Genomic DNA, 16298 nt, shown 5'->3' with positions numbered 1-16298 from the left:
GGTACCGTTCATGTTCGTAAGCCGTCCTCATCACGGAGGGTGAGCGCGCATGCCCGGTACCGAATCCGGTGCGGGATGATCGAGAGGCACCTAGACACGGATTCCGGTAGGACATGACACGCGTCGAATCGAACAACAGTGCGGGCAGTCCGCGTGCGGGCAATCAGCTGCGGCAGCAGGTCGAAGTGGTCATCGTGACCGGCCTGTCCGGCGCGGGCCGCGGCACGGCCGCGCGCGTGCTGGAGGATCTGGGCTGGTACGTCGCCGACAACCTGCCGCCCGAGCTGATCGGCAGGCTCGTCGAGCTCGGCGCCTCCGCGGAACCGCCGATCCGGCGGCTCGCGCTGGTCATGGACGTGCGCAGCAGATTCTTCACCGGTGACCTCTCGGTGGTCACCGAACAGCTGCGCGCGCTCGGCGTGCGGACCAGGGTGTTGTTCCTCGAGGCCTCCGACGACGTGCTGATCCGCCGCTTCGGATTCGCCCGCAGGCGGCACCCGCTGCAGAGCGAGAGCGCCGACGGCACGCTGTCCGCCGGCATCGCCGCCGAACGGGTGCGGCTCTCCGCCGTGAAGACGGCCGCCGACCTCGTGATCGACACCACCGAGTTGTCCATTCACCAGTTACACCGCAAGCTGGAGGAGGCCTACGGCGGCGGCGCGCCCGCCGCCTTGCAGCTGACCGTGCAGTCCTTCGGCTTCAAGTACGGGGTTCCGTTGGACGCCGACATGGTGTTGGATGTGCGTTTTCTACCCAATCCACATTGGATACCGGAACTGCGGGAACACACGGGACAGGAGACGGTGGTCAGCGAGTACGTGCTGTCGCGCCCCGGGGCGACCGACTACCTGCACACCTGCCGCCACCTCGTCGACCTGACGACGAACGGTTACCGCCAAGAGGGGAAGCGATACATGACGGTGGCAGTGGGCTGCACGGGGGGCAAGCACCGCAGCGTGGCGATCGCCGAGGCGCTGTGCGAACTCATCGGATCGGAGTCGGACGGCTCGGCCGACGTCGTGCGGGTCGTGCACCGGGATCTGGGGCGCGAATGACCGGGTGGGAATCGAATCCCGCCATCGTCGCGCTCGGTGGCGGCCACGGCCTGTACGCCACCCTGACGGCGGTGCGGCGGCTGACCAGGAAGATCTGCGCGGTGGTTACCGTCGCAGACGACGGCGGGTCCTCCGGCAGGCTGCGCGCGGAGCTGGGGGTGCTGCCGCCGGGGGATCTGCGCATGGCCCTGGCCGCATTGGCCGCGGACCCCGAAGGAGTGTGGACGCAAACCGTCCAGCATCGTTTCGGCGGCACCGGCGCGCTCGCGGGTCATTCGGTCGGCAATCTCATTCTGGCGGGGCTCACCGAGGTGCTCGGCGATCCCGTGGCCGCGCTGGACGAGGTGGCCAAGATGTTGCGCGCCAGCGGCCGGGTGCTCCCGATGTCGCCGATCGCGCTCGACATCGAGGCCGATGTCTCGGGGCTGGAAGCGGACCCTCGGGTCAGCCGCTGTATCCGCGGCCAGGTGGCGGTCGCCACGACGCCGGGCAAGGTGCGGCGCGTGCGGCTGATCCCGTCCGATCCGCCCGCGAGCCCGGAGGCGACCTCGGCCATCGAACACGCCGACGTGGTGGTGCTCGGGCCCGGCTCGTGGTTCACCAGCGTGATTCCGCACGTCCTCGTTCCCGAGCTGCGCGACGCGCTGGTCTACACCAGAGCCAGAAAGGTGCTGGTGCTCAACCTCGCCGCGGAGCCAGGGGAGACGGCCGGTTTCTCCGCCGAGCGTCATCTGCATGTATTGTCCCAGCACGCACCGGAATTCGTGGTCGACGAGGTCTTGGTCGATTCCGGCTCGGTCCCGGAGGGCCGGGAACGCGAACATGTGGCCAGGGCTGCCGAACAGTTGCGGGCGCGAGTAACCTTCTCCGATGTCGCCGAAGCGGGAACGGACCGGCATCACCCCGGAAAGCTTGCCGCCGCACTGGATCAGCTGATCCGGCAACCTCGGCCGCAAATGGCAGGACTTCGAGTCGAAGGACGGCACATGGGCGCGGATGTGCGGTCCGGGTTGGGTGGAAAGGAGCGCGTCTCGTGGCGATGACAGCCGAAGTGAAAGACGAGCTGAGCAGGCTCACGGTGTCGCAGGTCAGTTCCCGCAAGGCGGAGCTCTCCGCCCTGTTGCGTTTCGCGGGTGGCCTGCACATCGTCGGGGGTCGGGTGATCGTCGAGGCCGAGGTGGACATGGGTTCCATCGCTCGACGGCTACGCCGGGAGATCTTCGAACTGTACGGCTACGGCTCCGATGTGCACGTGCTCGGTGCGGGCGGTCTGCGCAAGACCTCCCGCTACGTCGTGCGAGTGTCGAAGGAGGGCGAGGCGCTGGCCAGGCAGACCGGTCTGCTCGACGTGCGCGGCCGCCCGGTGCGCGGACTGCCTGCCCAGGTGGTCGGCGGCAGCATCGCCGACGCCGAAGCCGCTTGGCGCGGAGCGTTTCTCGCGCACGGCTCGCTCACCGAACCGGGTCGCTCTTCGGCGCTCGAGGTCAGCTGCCCCGGCCCGGAGGCGGCGCTCGCGCTGGTCGGCGCGGCCCGCAGGCTGGGCATCACGGCCAAGGCGCGCGAGGTGCGCGGCACCGACCGCGTCGTGGTGCGCGACGGCGAGGCCATCGGCGCGCTGCTGACCAGGATGGGCGCCCAGGACACCCGGCTCACCTGGGAGGAGCGCCGGATGCGCCGCGAGGTGCGCGCCACCGCCAACCGGCTGGCCAACTTCGACGACGCGAACCTGCGCCGCTCGGCGCGCGCCGCGGTCGCCGCGGCCGCCAGGGTCGAGCGTGCGCTGGACATCCTCGGCGACGAGGTGCCCGATCACTTGGCCGCGGCGGGCAAGCTGCGCGTCCAGCACCGCCAGGCGTCCCTGGAGGAGCTCGGTCAGCTCGCCGACCCGCCGATGACGAAAGACGCTGTGGCGGGCCGGATTCGGCGCCTGCTCTCGATGGCGGACCGGCGCGCCAAGGAACTCGGCGTGCCCGACACCGAATCCGCTGTGACCGCTGAGCTTCTCGACGAGGCCTGACAGCGCTCGAGTCACCCGCACGCCCCGAGGGCCGATATCCGGCGCTCGGGGTGTGTCGCGTACGGGGCCTCGAGGTTCGCCGCTATCCGAGGGGGCGTCTCGTCTGCACGGAGTTCACGCGCCGGGATCGCGAAGCATGGCCCACGTGACGGGACCGCCGTCCGGGATCTCCACCGTCGCGGTGACGCGAAAGCCGAGCCGCTCGTAGAAGCCGACGTTGCGTTTCTCGGAGGTCTCCAGGAAGGCGGGCACACCCGCGCGCTCGGCGGCCGCCAGCCCCGGCCGGATCACGGCGCTGCCGAGCCCGCGTCCCTGACTGTCCGGGTCGACGCCGACGGTGCCGAGGAACCAGACGGGTTCGACCGGGCGGTGCGGTGCGAGCGCGGCCTCCGCCGCCGCGTACGCCGCGGCGCGGTCACCGGCCAGCTCGGCGAACCGCGGCGCGAGTTCGGCGAAGACCGGGCCCGCGTCGGTGTCGGGGGTGGTCCAGACGGCGATGGCCGCGCCCTCGTCGGCGACCCAGACATGACCGTGCGGCAGACCGACGTGGGTCAGGAAAAGTTCCTGCATGCCGCGAATCCGCTGGTCGTGGTCGTGGGCGTCGATGGTGTGGCGAGTCCACGCATAGTCGGTGAAGGCCCGGCTCAGGGTCAGGGCGGCGCGGGGAATGTCGGAGAGAGCCGCTGGTCGCACGGTCACGGAAGCGGGCTGGGACGACTGTTCGGTACGCACTGTGTCCATACTGCCGTGCCGCGCGATATTCGCCGTCGAATATTCGGCCGTCTCAGCCGGGCTGCGCCGCGCCGCGTCCCCGTGCGGGCGTCGTAGGCGCGTGTTCGGGCGACGTGACAGCGAAAGGCGTTGGGGCGCTAGGCTTCCGCGACACGCGGAATTCTGTCGAGGGGGATTGTCACCGTCCCGGTCGCCACGCGGGCGGCACGGACGGGCGTCCGCACTGGCCGCGACGTGGCGCGCCGCCGCCGGATCGCGACCGGTCACGGCTCTCCGGCGGTGCTCACCATGCGAGGTGCGTGTCGGAGAGGTGACGGCCGGGCATTAGTGTGAGTGAGGCATCGGAATGAATCCGCTTGAAAGCTGAGGAGCGATAACGTGACTGTCCGGGTAGGCATCAACGGCTTCGGCCGTATCGGACGTAACTTCTTCCGGGCGGTGGAGGCGCAGAAGGCGCTCGGCACCACCGATATCGAGATCGTCGCGGTCAACGACCTCACCGACAACGCGACCCTGGCCACGCTGCTGAAGTACGACTCGATCCTCGGCCGTCTGCCGCAGGATGTCTCGCTGGACGGCGAAGACACCATCGTGGTCGGCGACCAGCGGATCAAGGCCCTGGCCATCAAGGAAGGCCCGGCGGCCCTGCCCTGGGGCGACCTGGGCGTCGACGTCGTCGTCGAGTCCACCGGCATCTTCACCGACGCCACCAAGGCCAAGGGCCACCTGGCGGCGGGCGCCAAGAAGGTCATCATCTCCGCCCCGGCCAAGGGCGAGGACCTGACGGTGGTCATGGGTGTCAACGACAGCCAGTACGACGGCAGCCAGAACATCATCTCCAACGCGTCCTGCACCACCAACTGCCTCGGTCCGCTGGCCAAGGTCCTCAACGACGAGTTCGGCATCGAGCGTGGCCTGATGACCACGATCCACGCCTACACCCAGGACCAGAACCTGCAGGACGGCCCGCACTCCGACCTGCGCCGCGCCCGCGCCGCCGCGCTGAACATCGTGCCCACCGGCACCGGCGCCGCCAAGGCCATCGGCCTGGTGCTGCCCGAGCTGCAGGGCAAGCTGGACGGCTACGCGCTGCGCGTGCCGGTCCCGACCGGCTCGGTCACCGACCTGACCGCGACCCTGAGCAAGTCGGCCACCATCGACGAGATCAACGCCGCGTACCAGGCCGCCGCCGAGGGCCCGCTGAAGGGCATCCTCAAGTACAACACCGACCCGATCGTGTCCAGCGACATCGTCACCGACCCGCACTCGTCGATCTACGACGCGCCGCTGACCAAGGTCATCGACGATCAGGTGAAGGTCGTGTCCTGGTACGACAACGAGTGGGGCTACTCCAACCGCCTCGCCGACCTCATCGGCCTCGTCGGCAAGAGCCTCTGAGCCGCATGACTGTCAAGACGCTCCAGGATCTCCTGAACGAGGGTGTCGAGGGTCGGGGCGTGCTGGTGCGCTCCGACCTGAACGTCCCCCTCGACGACAACGGTCAGATCACCGACCCCGGCCGCATCATCGCCTCGGTCCCGACGATCGAGGCGCTGGTCCAGGCCGGCGCCAAGGTGGTCGTCACCGCGCACCTCGGTCGTCCGAAGGGCGAGCCGGACGCGAAGTTCTCGCTGGCTCCGGTCGCCGCGAAGCTGGCCGAGCTGCTCGGCCGCAACGTCCAGCTGGCCGGTGACGTGGTGGGCTACGACGCGCTCTCGCGCTCGGAGGGCCTCACCGACGGCGACGTGCTGCTGCTGGAGAACGTGCGCTTCGACCCCCGCGAGACCAGCAAGGACGAGGCCGAGCGCGGCAAGCTCGCTGCCGCCCTCGTCGAGCTGGTCGGCGAGGACGGCGCGTTCGTCTCCGACGGCTTCGGCGTCGTGCACCGCAAGCAGGCCTCGGTCTACGACGTGGCCGAGCTGCTCCCGCACTACGCGGGCACGCTGGTCGCGGCCGAGGTCGACGTGCTGGCCAAGCTGACCCAGAACCCCGCGCGGCCGTACGCGGTCGTGCTCGGCGGCTCGAAGGTCTCCGACAAGCTGGCGGTCATCGAGGCGCTGGCTCCCAAGGTCGACACCCTGGTGATCGGCGGCGGCATGTGCTTCACCTTCCTTGCCGCACAAGGCCTTCCGGTGGGCTCCTCGCTGCTGCAGGAAGAGATGATCGAGACCTGCAAGGGCCTGCTCGAGCGCTTCGGCGACGTCATCCACCTGCCGCGCGACATCGTGGTGGCGGACAAGTTCGCGGCCGACGCCGATTCGAAGGTCGTGCCCGCCAACGAGATTCCCGAAGGCTGGATGGGTCTGGACGTGGGCCCGGAGTCGGTCGCCCGGTTCGCGGCGCTGCTCACCGAGGCGAAGACGGTGTTCTGGAACGGCCCGATGGGCGTGTTCGAGTTCGACAACTTCGCCGCGGGCACCCGCGGGGTCGCCGAGGCCATCGTCACCGCCACCGGTAAGGGCGCGTTCACCGTGGTCGGCGGCGGCGACTCGGCCGCGGCCGTGCGCGCGCTCGGACTGCCCGAGGACGGTTTCTCGCACATCTCCACCGGCGGCGGCGCGTCGCTGGAGTACTTGGAGGGCAAGGAACTCCCCGGCATCAGCGTTCTGGAGGGCTGATCCATGGCACGCAAACCGCTCATCGCGGGCAACTGGAAGATGAACCTCAATCACCTCGAGGCCATCGCCCTGGTGCAGAAGATCGCCTTCGCGCTGCCGGAGAAGTACTTCGCCAAGGTCGACGTCGCGGTCATCCCGCCGTTCACCGACCTCCGCAGCGTGCAGACTCTCGTGGAGGGCGACAAGCTGCTGATCACCTACGGTGCGCAGGACGTCTCCGTGTACGACGCGGGCGCCTACACCGGTGAGATCAGCGGCAGCATGCTGGCCAAGCTCGGCTGCACCTTCGCGGTGGTCGGGCACTCGGAGCGCAGGCAGTACCACAACGAGGACGACGCCACCGTGCTGGCCAAGGCCAAGCAGGCGCTCGAGCACGGCATCACGCCGATCGTCTGCATCGGCGAGGGGCTGAACGTCCGCGAGGCGGGCACGCACGTCGAGTACAACCTCGAGCAGCTGCGTGGTTCGCTGAAGGGCCTGACCACCGAGGAGATCTCGAAGGTCGTCATCGCCTACGAACCGGTGTGGGCCATCGGCACCGGCAAGGTCGCCACCCCCGCCGACGCGCAGGAGGTGTGCGGCGCCATCCGCGCCGAGCTGGGCGAGCTGGCCTCGCCCGAGGTCGCCATGGACGTGCGGGTGCTCTACGGCGGTTCGGTCAACGCCAAGAATGTCGGCGAGCTGGTCGCTCAGCCGGACATCGACGGTGCGTTGGTCGGCGGCGCGTCGCTGAAGGGCGACGAGTTCGCCACCCTCTCCGCGATCGCCGCGGGCGGCCCGCTGCCCTGAGTGATCCAGACGGCTTCGCCCTCGAGGTGATCCAGAGGGCTTCGCCCTGAGATATCGAGGGCGCTGCCTTCGGATAGTGAGGGTGTCGCCCTGACGCTCGATCGAAGGGCCCGGTATCGCGTGTGCGATACCGGGGCTTTTCGTTCGGGCGGCGCTGTGTTTCGACAGCGCGGTGTTGCGCTGTGCTTTGCGTGGCGCTGCTTCGTTCTCGGCGACAACCGTGCGGCGGCCGGTGGCGCGTTTCGTGCGTGATGCTGGGCAGGCTCGATCTTCAAGGCTGACAAGGATTTCCGTGCGCTCCAGGAACCCTCGGCTGTCCACCGACCGGCAACCGCCACGAGTGGACGACGCGAGCCGGGCGCCCCTCAGGCGGACGTGATCGCTACTGCGCCGTCAGGGTGAGACCGTGCCCGTTCTGGTTGCGCAGGGTCAGGATGTCGGCGTCGATGGTGGCGGTGGTCGTCCCGTCGAGTGCGCGCAGCACCACGGTCTCGACCTCCATCACCTCCGGCGGGCACATCATCTTGGTGGCGCCCAGCCGGAAGGTGACCTTCTGGCCGCCCTGCCCCGGCTCGATGGTGGCCGTGCCGGTCAGCCGGTTGCAGCCCGCCGATCCGGAGACGGCGCCGTCCTCGGCGATCACCAGCGTCGGCTTCGCGTCGTCGATGGCCTGGGACCGGATCTGCGCGTCCGGGGTGATCAGCCCGTTCACCACCCACGTGGTGCCGCGCAACGGCTTGTCCGGTCGCGCGACCTTCTTGTCCAGCAGCGTGACGGTCTGCTCGTTGTTCTGCAAGGTCAGGGTGTCGCCGTCGAGCTTCCAGGTGGGCGCGGAATTCAGCAGCGTGTCCACCCAGCGATCCGCGTCGGCCAGCTCGCCGGGACAACCGATCAGCGTGCTCGCCAGTTCCTCGGCTCGCAGCACGTGGTCGTCGAGCGTCACCGCCCCCGAGATCGTGTTGCATCCCGCGGACGCGGTGACCTTGCCGTCCGCGAACCGCAACGAGAGCGGGCCGCCACCGGGAATCGGCTCTCCCCGCACCTGCGTCGACAAGAACGTGCGTCCCATCGGCGTCGCCACGGGCTCGCTCGGCTCGGTGTCGTCTCCGCCGGAGCAGGCGGCGACGCCGAAGGCGAGCAACAGCACCGGGACGAATCGCAGGAGTGAGGACGCCATGGGCGCGATGCTACCGAGATCGGGGCTCGCGCCGCGGGATCCCAGCCTGCGCCGGTCGGACCCGGGACGAGAAACGTTCGGGGACAGTGCCGACGACGAGCGCGCACGCCACTCGGCCACTGCCGACATCGGCTTCGACCTTTGCGGCGGACCAGGCAAGATGTCGGGGACGAATCGAGCTCGGATGATCATCGTGAATCGTGGGGAGGGCGCGGGTGCGAGTGTGGACGTTGCAAGCGCCGGAAGTGGTTGCGGCGCTGCGGAGCCGGGGCCGCTACCGGGCGTCGTGGGATCGGGTGGTCGTGAACTGGCGGCCCGCCTACCGCGCCATGGTGGCGCAGATGGAGCGCAGCGGCATCGCCTGCGGCGACGATCCGCCGGTGTGGTGCTGGCCGGGGCGGGCGCTGCGCCGCAGGCGGGTGCGGATGACCGCGGACCTGTTGCTCGGCGACGATCAATGGGCGCACGGCGTGTGCCTGCTGCGGTTGACCGTGCCGCCCTCGGCCGCGCTCGCGACGTCCTACGCCCGCTGGAACGACTACCTGGGGGAGACGATGGCCATGCTCGCGGCGGCGGGACGATCCGAAGGTCCGGCGTTCGGGCCCGAGGAGGCGGCGATGGATTGGCGCGGCGTCCCGGTCGACGAATGGGACGCCACCCAGATCGTGCTGCCGGAGCTGCGCCGCGAATGGCTGGTCGGCGTCCGCCACTACCCGCCCGGAGCCGATGCCGCTGCCCGGATCGCCGCCGACCCCGCACTCCGAAGTACGTCATGCTGGACACCATGACGATCTCGCTCGACCAGGCCGACTCCGTGGTTGCCGCCGCCCGCCGCGCCGCGACCGACCGCGGGGAAACCGTCACGATCGCGGTGGTCGACGGCGACGGCAGGTTGATCGCGTTCGCACGCATGCCTGGCGCCGCGCTGCCGACCATCGACTCCGCCCAACACAAGGCTGCCGCCGCGATCGTGCTCGGCTTCGACACCATTCAGATGGCCTCGCTGAGCGACCCGGGTCATCTGTTGCCCGGCGCCGTCTCCTCTGGCGATCCGATCGTGCCGCACGGTGGAGGTGTGCTGATACGAGCGGGCGGGGTCGTGATCGGTGCGCTCGGAGTATCCGGCGCAACGACCCCGATCGTCGATCACAAGATCGCGTCGACGGCCGCAGGCTGAGTGCACTTCCGCTTCACGGCACCCCGAATCGGCGTAGACCTCGCTGTCGCGGGCGCCGCTGGAAGCGGTCCGCGGACGTCGGGCGCGGCGGTATATTCGACGGGCTCGACGCTCGTAGTTCGACCAGAAGATGGGATACCGATTCGGACAGCTACGAAGGGAGAGTTGCCATGGCCGACGCCACCCAGGTATTCGCCGAGATCGATCTCGATGATGACGGCTACATTTCCGTCGCCGAACTGAAGGAATACCTCGATCGCACTCGTCCGGTCAGCGACGCCGCAGGCTCCAGGTACTTCGGGTTGCTCGACAAGAACAAGGACGACCAGATCAGCTTCGAGGAATTCGAGCAGTCCTACCTGGCAGGCCGCTAGTTCCGCGTCGCACCGCCAGCCGTCTCGGCAATCATCACGAGGCGGTGCTGGCCGTGCCGCTGTCGATCGCGCACCAGCTCGAGGCCCCGCAGCCCCGGACCCGCACAGTCCGGGGCTGCGCTGTGCGGTAGGGCTACAGGTTCTCGACGCGGATGGTGGTGTCGGCGAAACCTGACCGCGCTGGCGGCGGTGACTGGGCGGTGCTGTCCGGTCACGCAGGAGCAGCCTTGAATGGCAGCCCGACGGATGTGCGGAACGGTGCCGGTGCTCGCGGCGATATGCTCGGCGGAGTGACCACCGCCGACGCGACGACCCCGCTCTCCACCTGGGCGCCGCTGCGGTCGCCGATCTATCGGGCGCTGTGGATCGCGCAATTGGTGTCCAACCTCGGCACCTGGATGCAGACGGTCGGCGCGCAGTGGATCCTCGTCGACGAGCCGAACGCGGCGACGCTGGTGTCGTTGGTGCAGACGGCGATCACGCTGCCGGTCATGCTGTTGGCCATTCCGTCCGGGGTGATCGCCGACCTGGTGGACCGTCGTCGCCTGCTGCTCGGCGCCCAGTCCGCGATGGCGTTGCTCGCGACGCTGCTCGCGATCTCCACCGCGACCGGGCAGACCACCCCCGAGGTCCTGCTCACCCTGCTGTTCCTCTTGGGCTGCGGACAGGCGCTCACCGCGCCCGCGTGGCAGGCGATCCAGCCGGAACTGGTTCCGCGCGAACAGATTCCGTCCGTGGCGGCGCTGGGCAGCATGAACATCAACATCGGCCGCGCGGTGGGGCCCGCGGTGGCGGGCGTGCTGGTCTCGCTGTCGGGGCCGACGCTGGTCTTCGCGCTCAACGCGCTGTCCTTCGCCGGGATCGTCGCGGTGCTGGCCGTCTGGCGCAGGCCGGTCACCGATCGGCAGCTGCCCACCGAGCGACCGCTGGCCGCGTTACAGGCGGGCACCCGGTTCATCCGGGCCGCGCCCGCGATCCGCCGGGTGCTGCTGCGATCGATCCTGTTCATCGCGCCCGCGAGCGCGCTGTGGGCGCTGCTTCCGGTGATCGCGCGGGACTCACTCGGCCTGTCGTCCTCCGGCTACGGCCTGATGCTCGGCGCGCTCGGCCTCGGCGCCGTGCTCGGCGCGGCGGGTCTATCGCGGATCCGCGCGCTGTTGACGCCGACGCAGCGGCTGACCACGGCCGCGGTGCTGTTCGGCGTGGCGTCGGCGGGCGCGGCGCTGCTGCACACCGTGGCGGTGGTGCTGGTGCTGCTGGTGGCCGCGGGTCTGGCCTGGCTGCTGGCCATGTCCACGATGAACTCCACCATGCAGCTGCTGCTGCCCGCCTGGGTGCGTGCCCGCGGGCTCTCGGTCTACATGCTGGTCTTCATGGGCGGGCAGGCGATCGGCTCGCTGTTCTGGGGTCTGGTGGCCGGTGCGCTCGACTCGGTCGCCGCGCTGCTCATCGCCGCGGCGCTGTTGGCGGGCAGTGCGGTGAGCAGCGTGTGGTTGCCCATCCGGCACAACGCCGAGGAACTCGATCACACGCCCTCGGCGTTCTGGCCGGAGCCGCAGCTGGTGGTGGAACCGCAGCCCGCCGACGGCCCCGTGCTGGTGCTGCGGTCCTACGACGTGCCGGAGGACCGGGTCGAGGAATTCCTCGAGGCGATGGCGTTCGTTGGGCGCTCGCGCCAGCGCACCGGCGCGATGGAATGGCGGTTGTACCGCGACGTCGGCGTGGTCGACCGCTATGTCGAGGCGTTCGTGGTGCGCTCCTGGGCCGAGCACATGCATCAGCACCAGGTCCGTCTGACCGCGCAGGACCAACTCCGCGAGCACGCGGTGGCGGAGTTCGGCGCGGGCGAGGAACAGATCACCCACTTGGTCGGAGTCGACCGCAGGTAGCGCGCGGCCCCCGGCCGAGCCAGAGCCGGGGCAGCGCCGCCGAGCCCCATTAGGCGCGGGATGAACCCACCCCATAGACTGATCGCCATGCGGATGTTCCTGGATATCCTCCTGATCATCACCAGCGTGCTGCTGGTGCTGCTGGTGCTGCTGCACCGCGCCAAGGGTGGAGGCCTGTCCAGCCTGTTCGGCGGCGGCGTGCAATCGAGCCTGTCCGGCTCCACGGTCGTCGAGAAGAACCTCGACCGCGTCACCATCTTCACCGGCCTCATCTGGGTCATCGCCATCCTCGGCATCGGCCTGGAGATCAAGTTCGCCTGAGCGGGCAACGGCCCGGACACCGGGCCTGCCGCGAACGTTGGCGCGCGATTCACTTCCCGTTACTCGACACGGTTAGCGTGACGAGCACGGGAAGGAGTCGGTATGGAACTCCGGCATCTGGTGTCGTTCCTGGTGCTAGCCGAGGAACTGCACTTCGGTCGCGCCGCGCAGCGGCTGCACCTGACCCAGCCGAGCCTCAGCGCGCAGCTGCAGAAGCTGGAGAAGTCCCTCGGCGTGCGGCTCGTCGCGCGGAATTCGCACGAGGTGAAGCTGACGTCGGCGGGCCGCGAGTTCGAGGGACAGGCCCGGCTGATCGTGGCGCAGGTGGATCGCGCCGCCGAGGTCAGCGCCCCGGCGCGGGTGACCACGCGCAACCGCTCGGGACGGACGCCCACGGTGACCGCCAGATCACCGTGGGCGCCCGCGATGCCGAGCGCGGCGTCGAGTCCCTCCGCGACCACACGCAGTCGACCGTCGCGCTCGGTGACGGTGGCGGACAGCAGGTTCATGGGCGGTGCGCCGAGGAAGCCCGCGACGAAGGTCGACCGTGGCCGGTCGTAGAGCTCCTCGGGCGGCCCGACCTGCGCCAGTGCGCCGTCCTCGAACAGCGCGATGCGGGTGGCCATCGTCATCGCCTCTACCTGGTCGTGCGTGACGTACAGGAACGTCGCACCGAGCCTGCGGTGCAGGGCGATGAGCTCCGCCCTGGTGGCGCTGCGCAGTTTCGCGTCCAGATTCGACAGCGGCTCGTCCATGAGGAACGGCCCCCGGATCGCGAACCATGGCGCGCGCCAAGGCGACTCGCTGCCGCTGGCCGCCCGACAGCGCGGCCGGGCGGCGGCGCAGCAGCGGAGTCAGCTCGAGCGCCGCGGCCACCTCCGCCACCTGCTCGGCGATCAGGGCGCGGGACAGCCGCCTGGCCCGGAGCGGGAACGCGATATTGCGTTCGACCGTGAGATGCGGATACAGCGCGTAACTCTGGAAGACCATGGCAAGGTCCCGCTGCTGCGGGGCCGCGCCGGTGATGTCGCGGCCGTCGAGCAGGACGCGTCCGGAGGTCGGCGTCTCCAGACCGGCGATCAGGCGTAGCAGCGTCGACTTGCCGCAGCCGCTCGGCCCGAGCAGCACCATGAACTCGCCATCGGCGATGTCCAGCGACACCTCGCGCACCGCGTCGGTCGCGCCGAAACGTTTCGACACCGCGTCGATCTGTAGCCGGGCCATCCGGGTCCTCCTCTCGCACCGAGACCTGTCGAGTGTCGGGCGGAGCGGGGGCATGGCAGCGGGCGATAGGAGAAGCCGATCGCGCGAATCACGTCCCGCTGTCGACCGCCGCTCGGACGCGCCGTGACGGCACGGTCTTCTCGCCGACGTCGGCGCGCCGGGCGCCGACCCGACGACCAGAGGAGACACCCATGAGAAGCACACTCGTGACTTGCGCGCTACTGGCGGCCGCGCTCGCCTTCGGCGCCGCGCCCGCCGGGGCCGCACCGGAATCCGATGCGGTCGGATTCTCCGCTACCGCCACCGAGACATCGGCCGTGGTCACCGTCGACGCGGGCTCGATGGTGGTCGACGACGGCGTGTTCGAGATCCGCGCCACGGACGGCACGGTGCTCGCGGGCACCGATTGGCTTTCCGCGTCGACGATTTCGTGTTCCCCATCGCCGCGGAGATCGCCGGGCGCTCGGCCACGCTGACGCCGCGATTCGATCTCGCGCACGCCGCCTACCGGCCGGTCGCCCTGCCCTTCGAGGAGCAGGCGCCGTGGAAGTCGGAATACGAGCGGGAGCAGGCGGCCTGGAGCCGGATGACGTCCACCATCTCGATGGGGGCCACCATCGGGACGCTGGTCGGCGGATTGGGCGGCGCGGCGGTCGGCTGTGTCCTCGGCGGCGTCGTCGGCGCGACCGTGGCGTCGGCGACCATCGTCGGGCTGTTCGGTCCGTTCATTCCCGCCGCGGGGGTGGGCTGTCTCGGCGGCATCGTCGCCATCGGCGCCCTCGGCACCGTCGCGGGTCAGCTGCTGGTGACCGCGCCCGTCGCCGTCTTGGCCGCGGCCCAGTACTTCACGACGATCAACACTCCGTTCCCGAAGAAGTGACCTCGGCGGCCGTGTCGCGCGCTCGCTCGCGCGTCACGACCAGCGCCGTGACGACCGCCAGGCCGAGGACGGCGGTGGCGATGCCGAACGCCGCGGGATAGCCGTCGCCGAGCACCGGCGCGACGACGAGCGGGCCGAGCATCTGGCCCGCCCCGTAGACGGCGGTGAGCGGTGCGGCGGCGTCGGCCCCGGACAGCTCACCGCCCACACGCATGGCGAGCATGACGATGCCCATGAAGGTGGCGCCGAACAGCGCCGCCGACACCACCATCGCCCAGCTCGCGCCCGTCACCGCGGGCAGCAACGCCGAAACGCTTTGAGCGAGTAGCGCGATCGGCAGCGCGACGGCGGGCGTCACGCGGCGCGCGGCCGCCGCCCACAGCACCGTGGCCGGCGCCGCGGCCGCACCGACGACGATCCAGGCCGAGGACCCGAGCGCCGCGCCGCGCTGATCGCTCACCGCCGCCACGAGGAAGGTGCCGATGACGATGTAACCGAGGCCCTCCAGGAAATACGCCGCGAGCAGCGCCCGCCAGGCGCGGCTCGGCGGGGAGGCGGCGTGTCCGGCGGACCCGCCGGGATGGATGTCGAGGCGCAGTGCGGGCGCGAGCAGGATCGCGGTGAGCGCGGCTGCCCCGAGCCACATGCCCTGCCAGGACAGCACCGGCCGCACCGCGAGCACCAGCATGCCGGTCAGCGCGATACCGAAACCCACACCGCCGAAAGCGATTCCGGCGGCCCGGCCGGAGCCGTCGTGCCTGGCCATCGCGCTCGCGCAGCCGACGAACACCACGGCGCTGGCGATTCCCGCGATCAGCCGCAACGCGGCGGCGAGCGCCGTCGGCGCGGGCAGCGCCATCAACGCCTCGCTCGCGACCAGGGCCACGGCGGCGACCCGGAAGGATCGCGGATTGTTGCCTTTCGGCTTGCGCGCCAGCAGCACCGCGCCGAGCAGATAACCCGCGTAGTTGGCGGTCGCGATGACCGCTCCGTCGCTCGCGGTGATGCGGTGGGCGTCGACCATGACCGGCAGCAGCGGCGTGTAGACGAAGCGCCCCACGCCCATCGCGGCGGCCAAACCCGATGCGGCGGCCAGCGCGGGGCGCAGGGTGGCGGACGGGGCGGCGACGGCGGTACTGATCACGTGACCCGACGGTACCGCGCCGCGAATCAGTCGTTGCGCGGCACCCGGCCGTCGACATCGGTGAAGCCGTACTCGTCGGCGAGGTCGGCCACCCGCCAGGCCCGTCCGGTGCGGGCGCGTCGGCGGGGATCGGCGGCCAGCGCCACGACGGCGCGCCCGGGGAAACGCGGCGTCTCGGCGACGGCGAGGTCGAAGGTGCCCTCGCCGGGCAGCGTGACCAGGCGCCGTCCGTCGGCGTCGGCGGGGACCAGTTGCAGCAGTTCGGTATCCACGATGCCCGGCCAGAGCGAGACCACGGTGACCTCGGTGTCGGCCAGGTCGTGCGCCATGTCCGCGGTGAGCCGGTCCAGCGCCGTCTTGGCGACGCCGTAGACCGCGTTGTGCATGTACCGTCGCGACCCCGGCGACGAGATGTTGACGACGAGCCCGCCGGAGCCGATGAGCAGCGGCGCCGCGAAGAAGCTTGCCGCGTAGTGGGATCGGACGCCCACGTCGAAGGTCTCGTCCCAGGCGGTCGGCGGCACCTCCCAGAACGGTTTGCCGAGCCAGCGCGCGGCGGCGGGGGAGTTGTAGACGTTGTTCACCAGCACGTCGAGACGACCCTGCTCGGCGCGCACCCGCTCGAACAGCCGCTGCACGGCGTCGTCGTCGCGGTGATCGCAGACAAAGGGGATGCCGCGCCCGCCGAGCGCGTCGATCTCGGCCGCGGTGTCGTGGACCGTGCCGGGTAGTCGGCCCGGCGTCGCCGACCGGCCGGTGATGTACACCGTCGCGCCCGCCGCGCCCAGTTCCAACGCGATGCCCTTGCCGATGCCGCGGCTCGCGCCGGTGACGACCGCGACCCGGCCGTGGAGTTCTCGAGGTATTCCGCTCACGACTCCCGGACATTACCGTGAAACAT

The 16298-nt window shown here is 70.3% G+C and carries 15 protein-coding genes and 3 pseudogenes; 13 read left to right on the top strand and 5 right to left on the bottom strand.

Annotated elements, in window-relative coordinates; all coding sequences use genetic code 11:
* Positions 1-113: 113 nt before the first annotated feature.
* From rapZ to whiA, 3 genes are read left to right on the top strand one after another with little or no spacing between them, the layout of a single operon-like run.
* A complete protein-coding gene (rapZ, locus tag ACRWNM_RS30795; RefSeq protein ID WP_431971644.1) occupies positions 114-1055 on the top strand; it encodes an RNase adapter RapZ in 942 nt (313 codons plus the stop codon).
* On the top strand, positions 1052-2098 hold the full coding sequence (locus ACRWNM_RS30790; protein ID WP_067780407.1) for a gluconeogenesis factor YvcK family protein: 1047 nt from the start codon (positions 1052-1054) through the stop codon (positions 2096-2098). The genes rapZ and ACRWNM_RS30790 overlap by 4 nt, the downstream gene beginning before the upstream one ends.
* Positions 2095-3072: a DNA-binding protein WhiA gene (whiA, locus tag ACRWNM_RS30785; RefSeq protein ID WP_357459559.1), complete on the top strand. Its 978-nt coding sequence runs from the start codon at positions 2095-2097 to the stop codon at positions 3070-3072. Before ACRWNM_RS30790 ends, whiA begins: the two co-directional genes overlap by 4 nt.
* A gap of 114 nt (positions 3073-3186) precedes the next feature.
* Here whiA and ACRWNM_RS30780 read toward each other — a convergent pair whose 3' ends face one another.
* The gene (locus ACRWNM_RS30780) at positions 3187-3771 is read right to left on the bottom strand and encodes a GNAT family N-acetyltransferase (protein WP_431971643.1); all 585 of its coding nucleotides are present in this window, start codon (positions 3769-3771) and stop codon (positions 3187-3189) included.
* 411 nt (positions 3772-4182) lie between these two features.
* On the opposite strand from ACRWNM_RS30780, the gene gap reads away from it, so the two are divergent.
* The 3 genes from gap to tpiA are packed head-to-tail and all read left to right on the top strand — an operon-like array spanning position 4183 to position 7211.
* Complete coding sequence (gap, locus tag ACRWNM_RS30775) at positions 4183-5202, top strand: type I glyceraldehyde-3-phosphate dehydrogenase (protein ID WP_431971642.1); 1020 nt, start codon at positions 4183-4185, stop codon at positions 5200-5202.
* A 5-nt stretch (positions 5203-5207) separates the two neighbouring features.
* The gene (locus tag ACRWNM_RS30770; protein ID WP_431971641.1) at positions 5208-6422 is read left to right on the top strand and encodes a phosphoglycerate kinase; all 1215 of its coding nucleotides are present in this window, start codon (positions 5208-5210) and stop codon (positions 6420-6422) included.
* Positions 6423-6425: 3 nt separating this feature from the next.
* Positions 6426-7211 (top strand): triose-phosphate isomerase, encoded by a 786-nt coding sequence (gene tpiA / locus ACRWNM_RS30765; RefSeq protein ID WP_431971640.1) that lies wholly within the window; start codon positions 6426-6428, stop codon positions 7209-7211.
* 382 nt (positions 7212-7593) lie between these two features.
* Here tpiA and ACRWNM_RS30760 read toward each other — a convergent pair whose 3' ends face one another.
* Entirely contained in the window at positions 7594-8388 is a 795-nt protein-coding gene (locus ACRWNM_RS30760) for an META domain-containing protein (RefSeq protein WP_431971639.1), read from the bottom strand.
* Between the two features lie 200 nt (positions 8389-8588).
* Here ACRWNM_RS30760 and ACRWNM_RS30755 point away from each other — a divergent pair, with 200 nt between their 5' ends.
* The 6 genes and pseudogenes from ACRWNM_RS30755 to ACRWNM_RS30730 all read left to right on the top strand — a co-directional run.
* On the top strand, positions 8589-9176 hold the full coding sequence (locus ACRWNM_RS30755; protein ID WP_431971638.1) for a hypothetical protein: 588 nt from the start codon (positions 8589-8591) through the stop codon (positions 9174-9176).
* A complete protein-coding gene (locus ACRWNM_RS30750; RefSeq protein WP_431971637.1) occupies positions 9173-9565 on the top strand; it encodes a GlcG/HbpS family heme-binding protein in 393 nt (130 codons plus the stop codon). Before ACRWNM_RS30755 ends, ACRWNM_RS30750 begins: the two co-directional genes overlap by 4 nt.
* Positions 9566-9735: 170 nt before the next feature.
* Entirely contained in the window at positions 9736-9939 is a 204-nt protein-coding gene (locus tag ACRWNM_RS30745; protein ID WP_431971636.1) for an EF-hand domain-containing protein, read from the top strand.
* A gap of 278 nt (positions 9940-10217) precedes the next feature.
* Positions 10218-11828, top strand: a complete 1611-nt coding sequence (locus ACRWNM_RS30740; RefSeq protein WP_431971635.1) for an MFS transporter — start codon at positions 10218-10220, stop codon at positions 11826-11828.
* Positions 11829-11915: 87 nt separating this feature from the next.
* Positions 11916-12149, top strand: coding sequence for a preprotein translocase subunit SecG (gene secG, locus ACRWNM_RS30735; RefSeq protein WP_067835097.1), 234 nt, complete (start codon positions 11916-11918; stop codon positions 12147-12149).
* A gap of 102 nt (positions 12150-12251) precedes the next feature.
* Positions 12252-12506, top strand: a pseudogene (locus ACRWNM_RS30730) (LysR family transcriptional regulator); the annotation flags it as partial.
* Here ACRWNM_RS30730 and ACRWNM_RS30725 read toward each other — a convergent pair.
* Positions 12503-13373: pseudogene (locus ACRWNM_RS30725) on the bottom strand (ABC transporter ATP-binding protein); the annotation flags it as partial. The pseudogenes ACRWNM_RS30730 and ACRWNM_RS30725 sit on opposite strands and share 4 nt — an antisense overlap.
* Positions 13374-13564: 191 nt before the next feature.
* Here ACRWNM_RS30725 and ACRWNM_RS30720 point away from each other — a divergent pair.
* Positions 13565-14253 (top strand): annotated as a pseudogene (locus tag ACRWNM_RS30720) (hypothetical protein).
* On the opposite strand, the gene ACRWNM_RS30715 reads toward ACRWNM_RS30720, so the two are convergent.
* Positions 14228-15397 carry a YbfB/YjiJ family MFS transporter gene (locus tag ACRWNM_RS30715; RefSeq protein WP_431971634.1) on the bottom strand — a complete coding sequence of 390 codons (1170 nt, stop codon included), beginning with the start codon at positions 15395-15397 and terminating at the stop codon, positions 14228-14230. The pseudogene ACRWNM_RS30720 and the gene ACRWNM_RS30715 overlap by 26 nt on opposite strands.
* Positions 15398-15423: 26 nt before the next feature.
* Positions 15424-16272 (bottom strand): SDR family NAD(P)-dependent oxidoreductase, encoded by an 849-nt coding sequence (locus tag ACRWNM_RS30710; protein ID WP_431971633.1) that lies wholly within the window; start codon positions 16270-16272, stop codon positions 15424-15426.
* Positions 16273-16298 lie beyond the last annotated feature (26 nt).

It is taken from the genome of Nocardia sp. bgisy134 (assembly GCF_965341865.1).
Classification (GTDB): Bacteria; Actinomycetota; Actinomycetes; order Mycobacteriales; family Mycobacteriaceae; genus Nocardia.
Note: the sequence above shows the minus strand (reverse complement) of the source record. Positions and strands in the feature narration are given on the sequence as shown.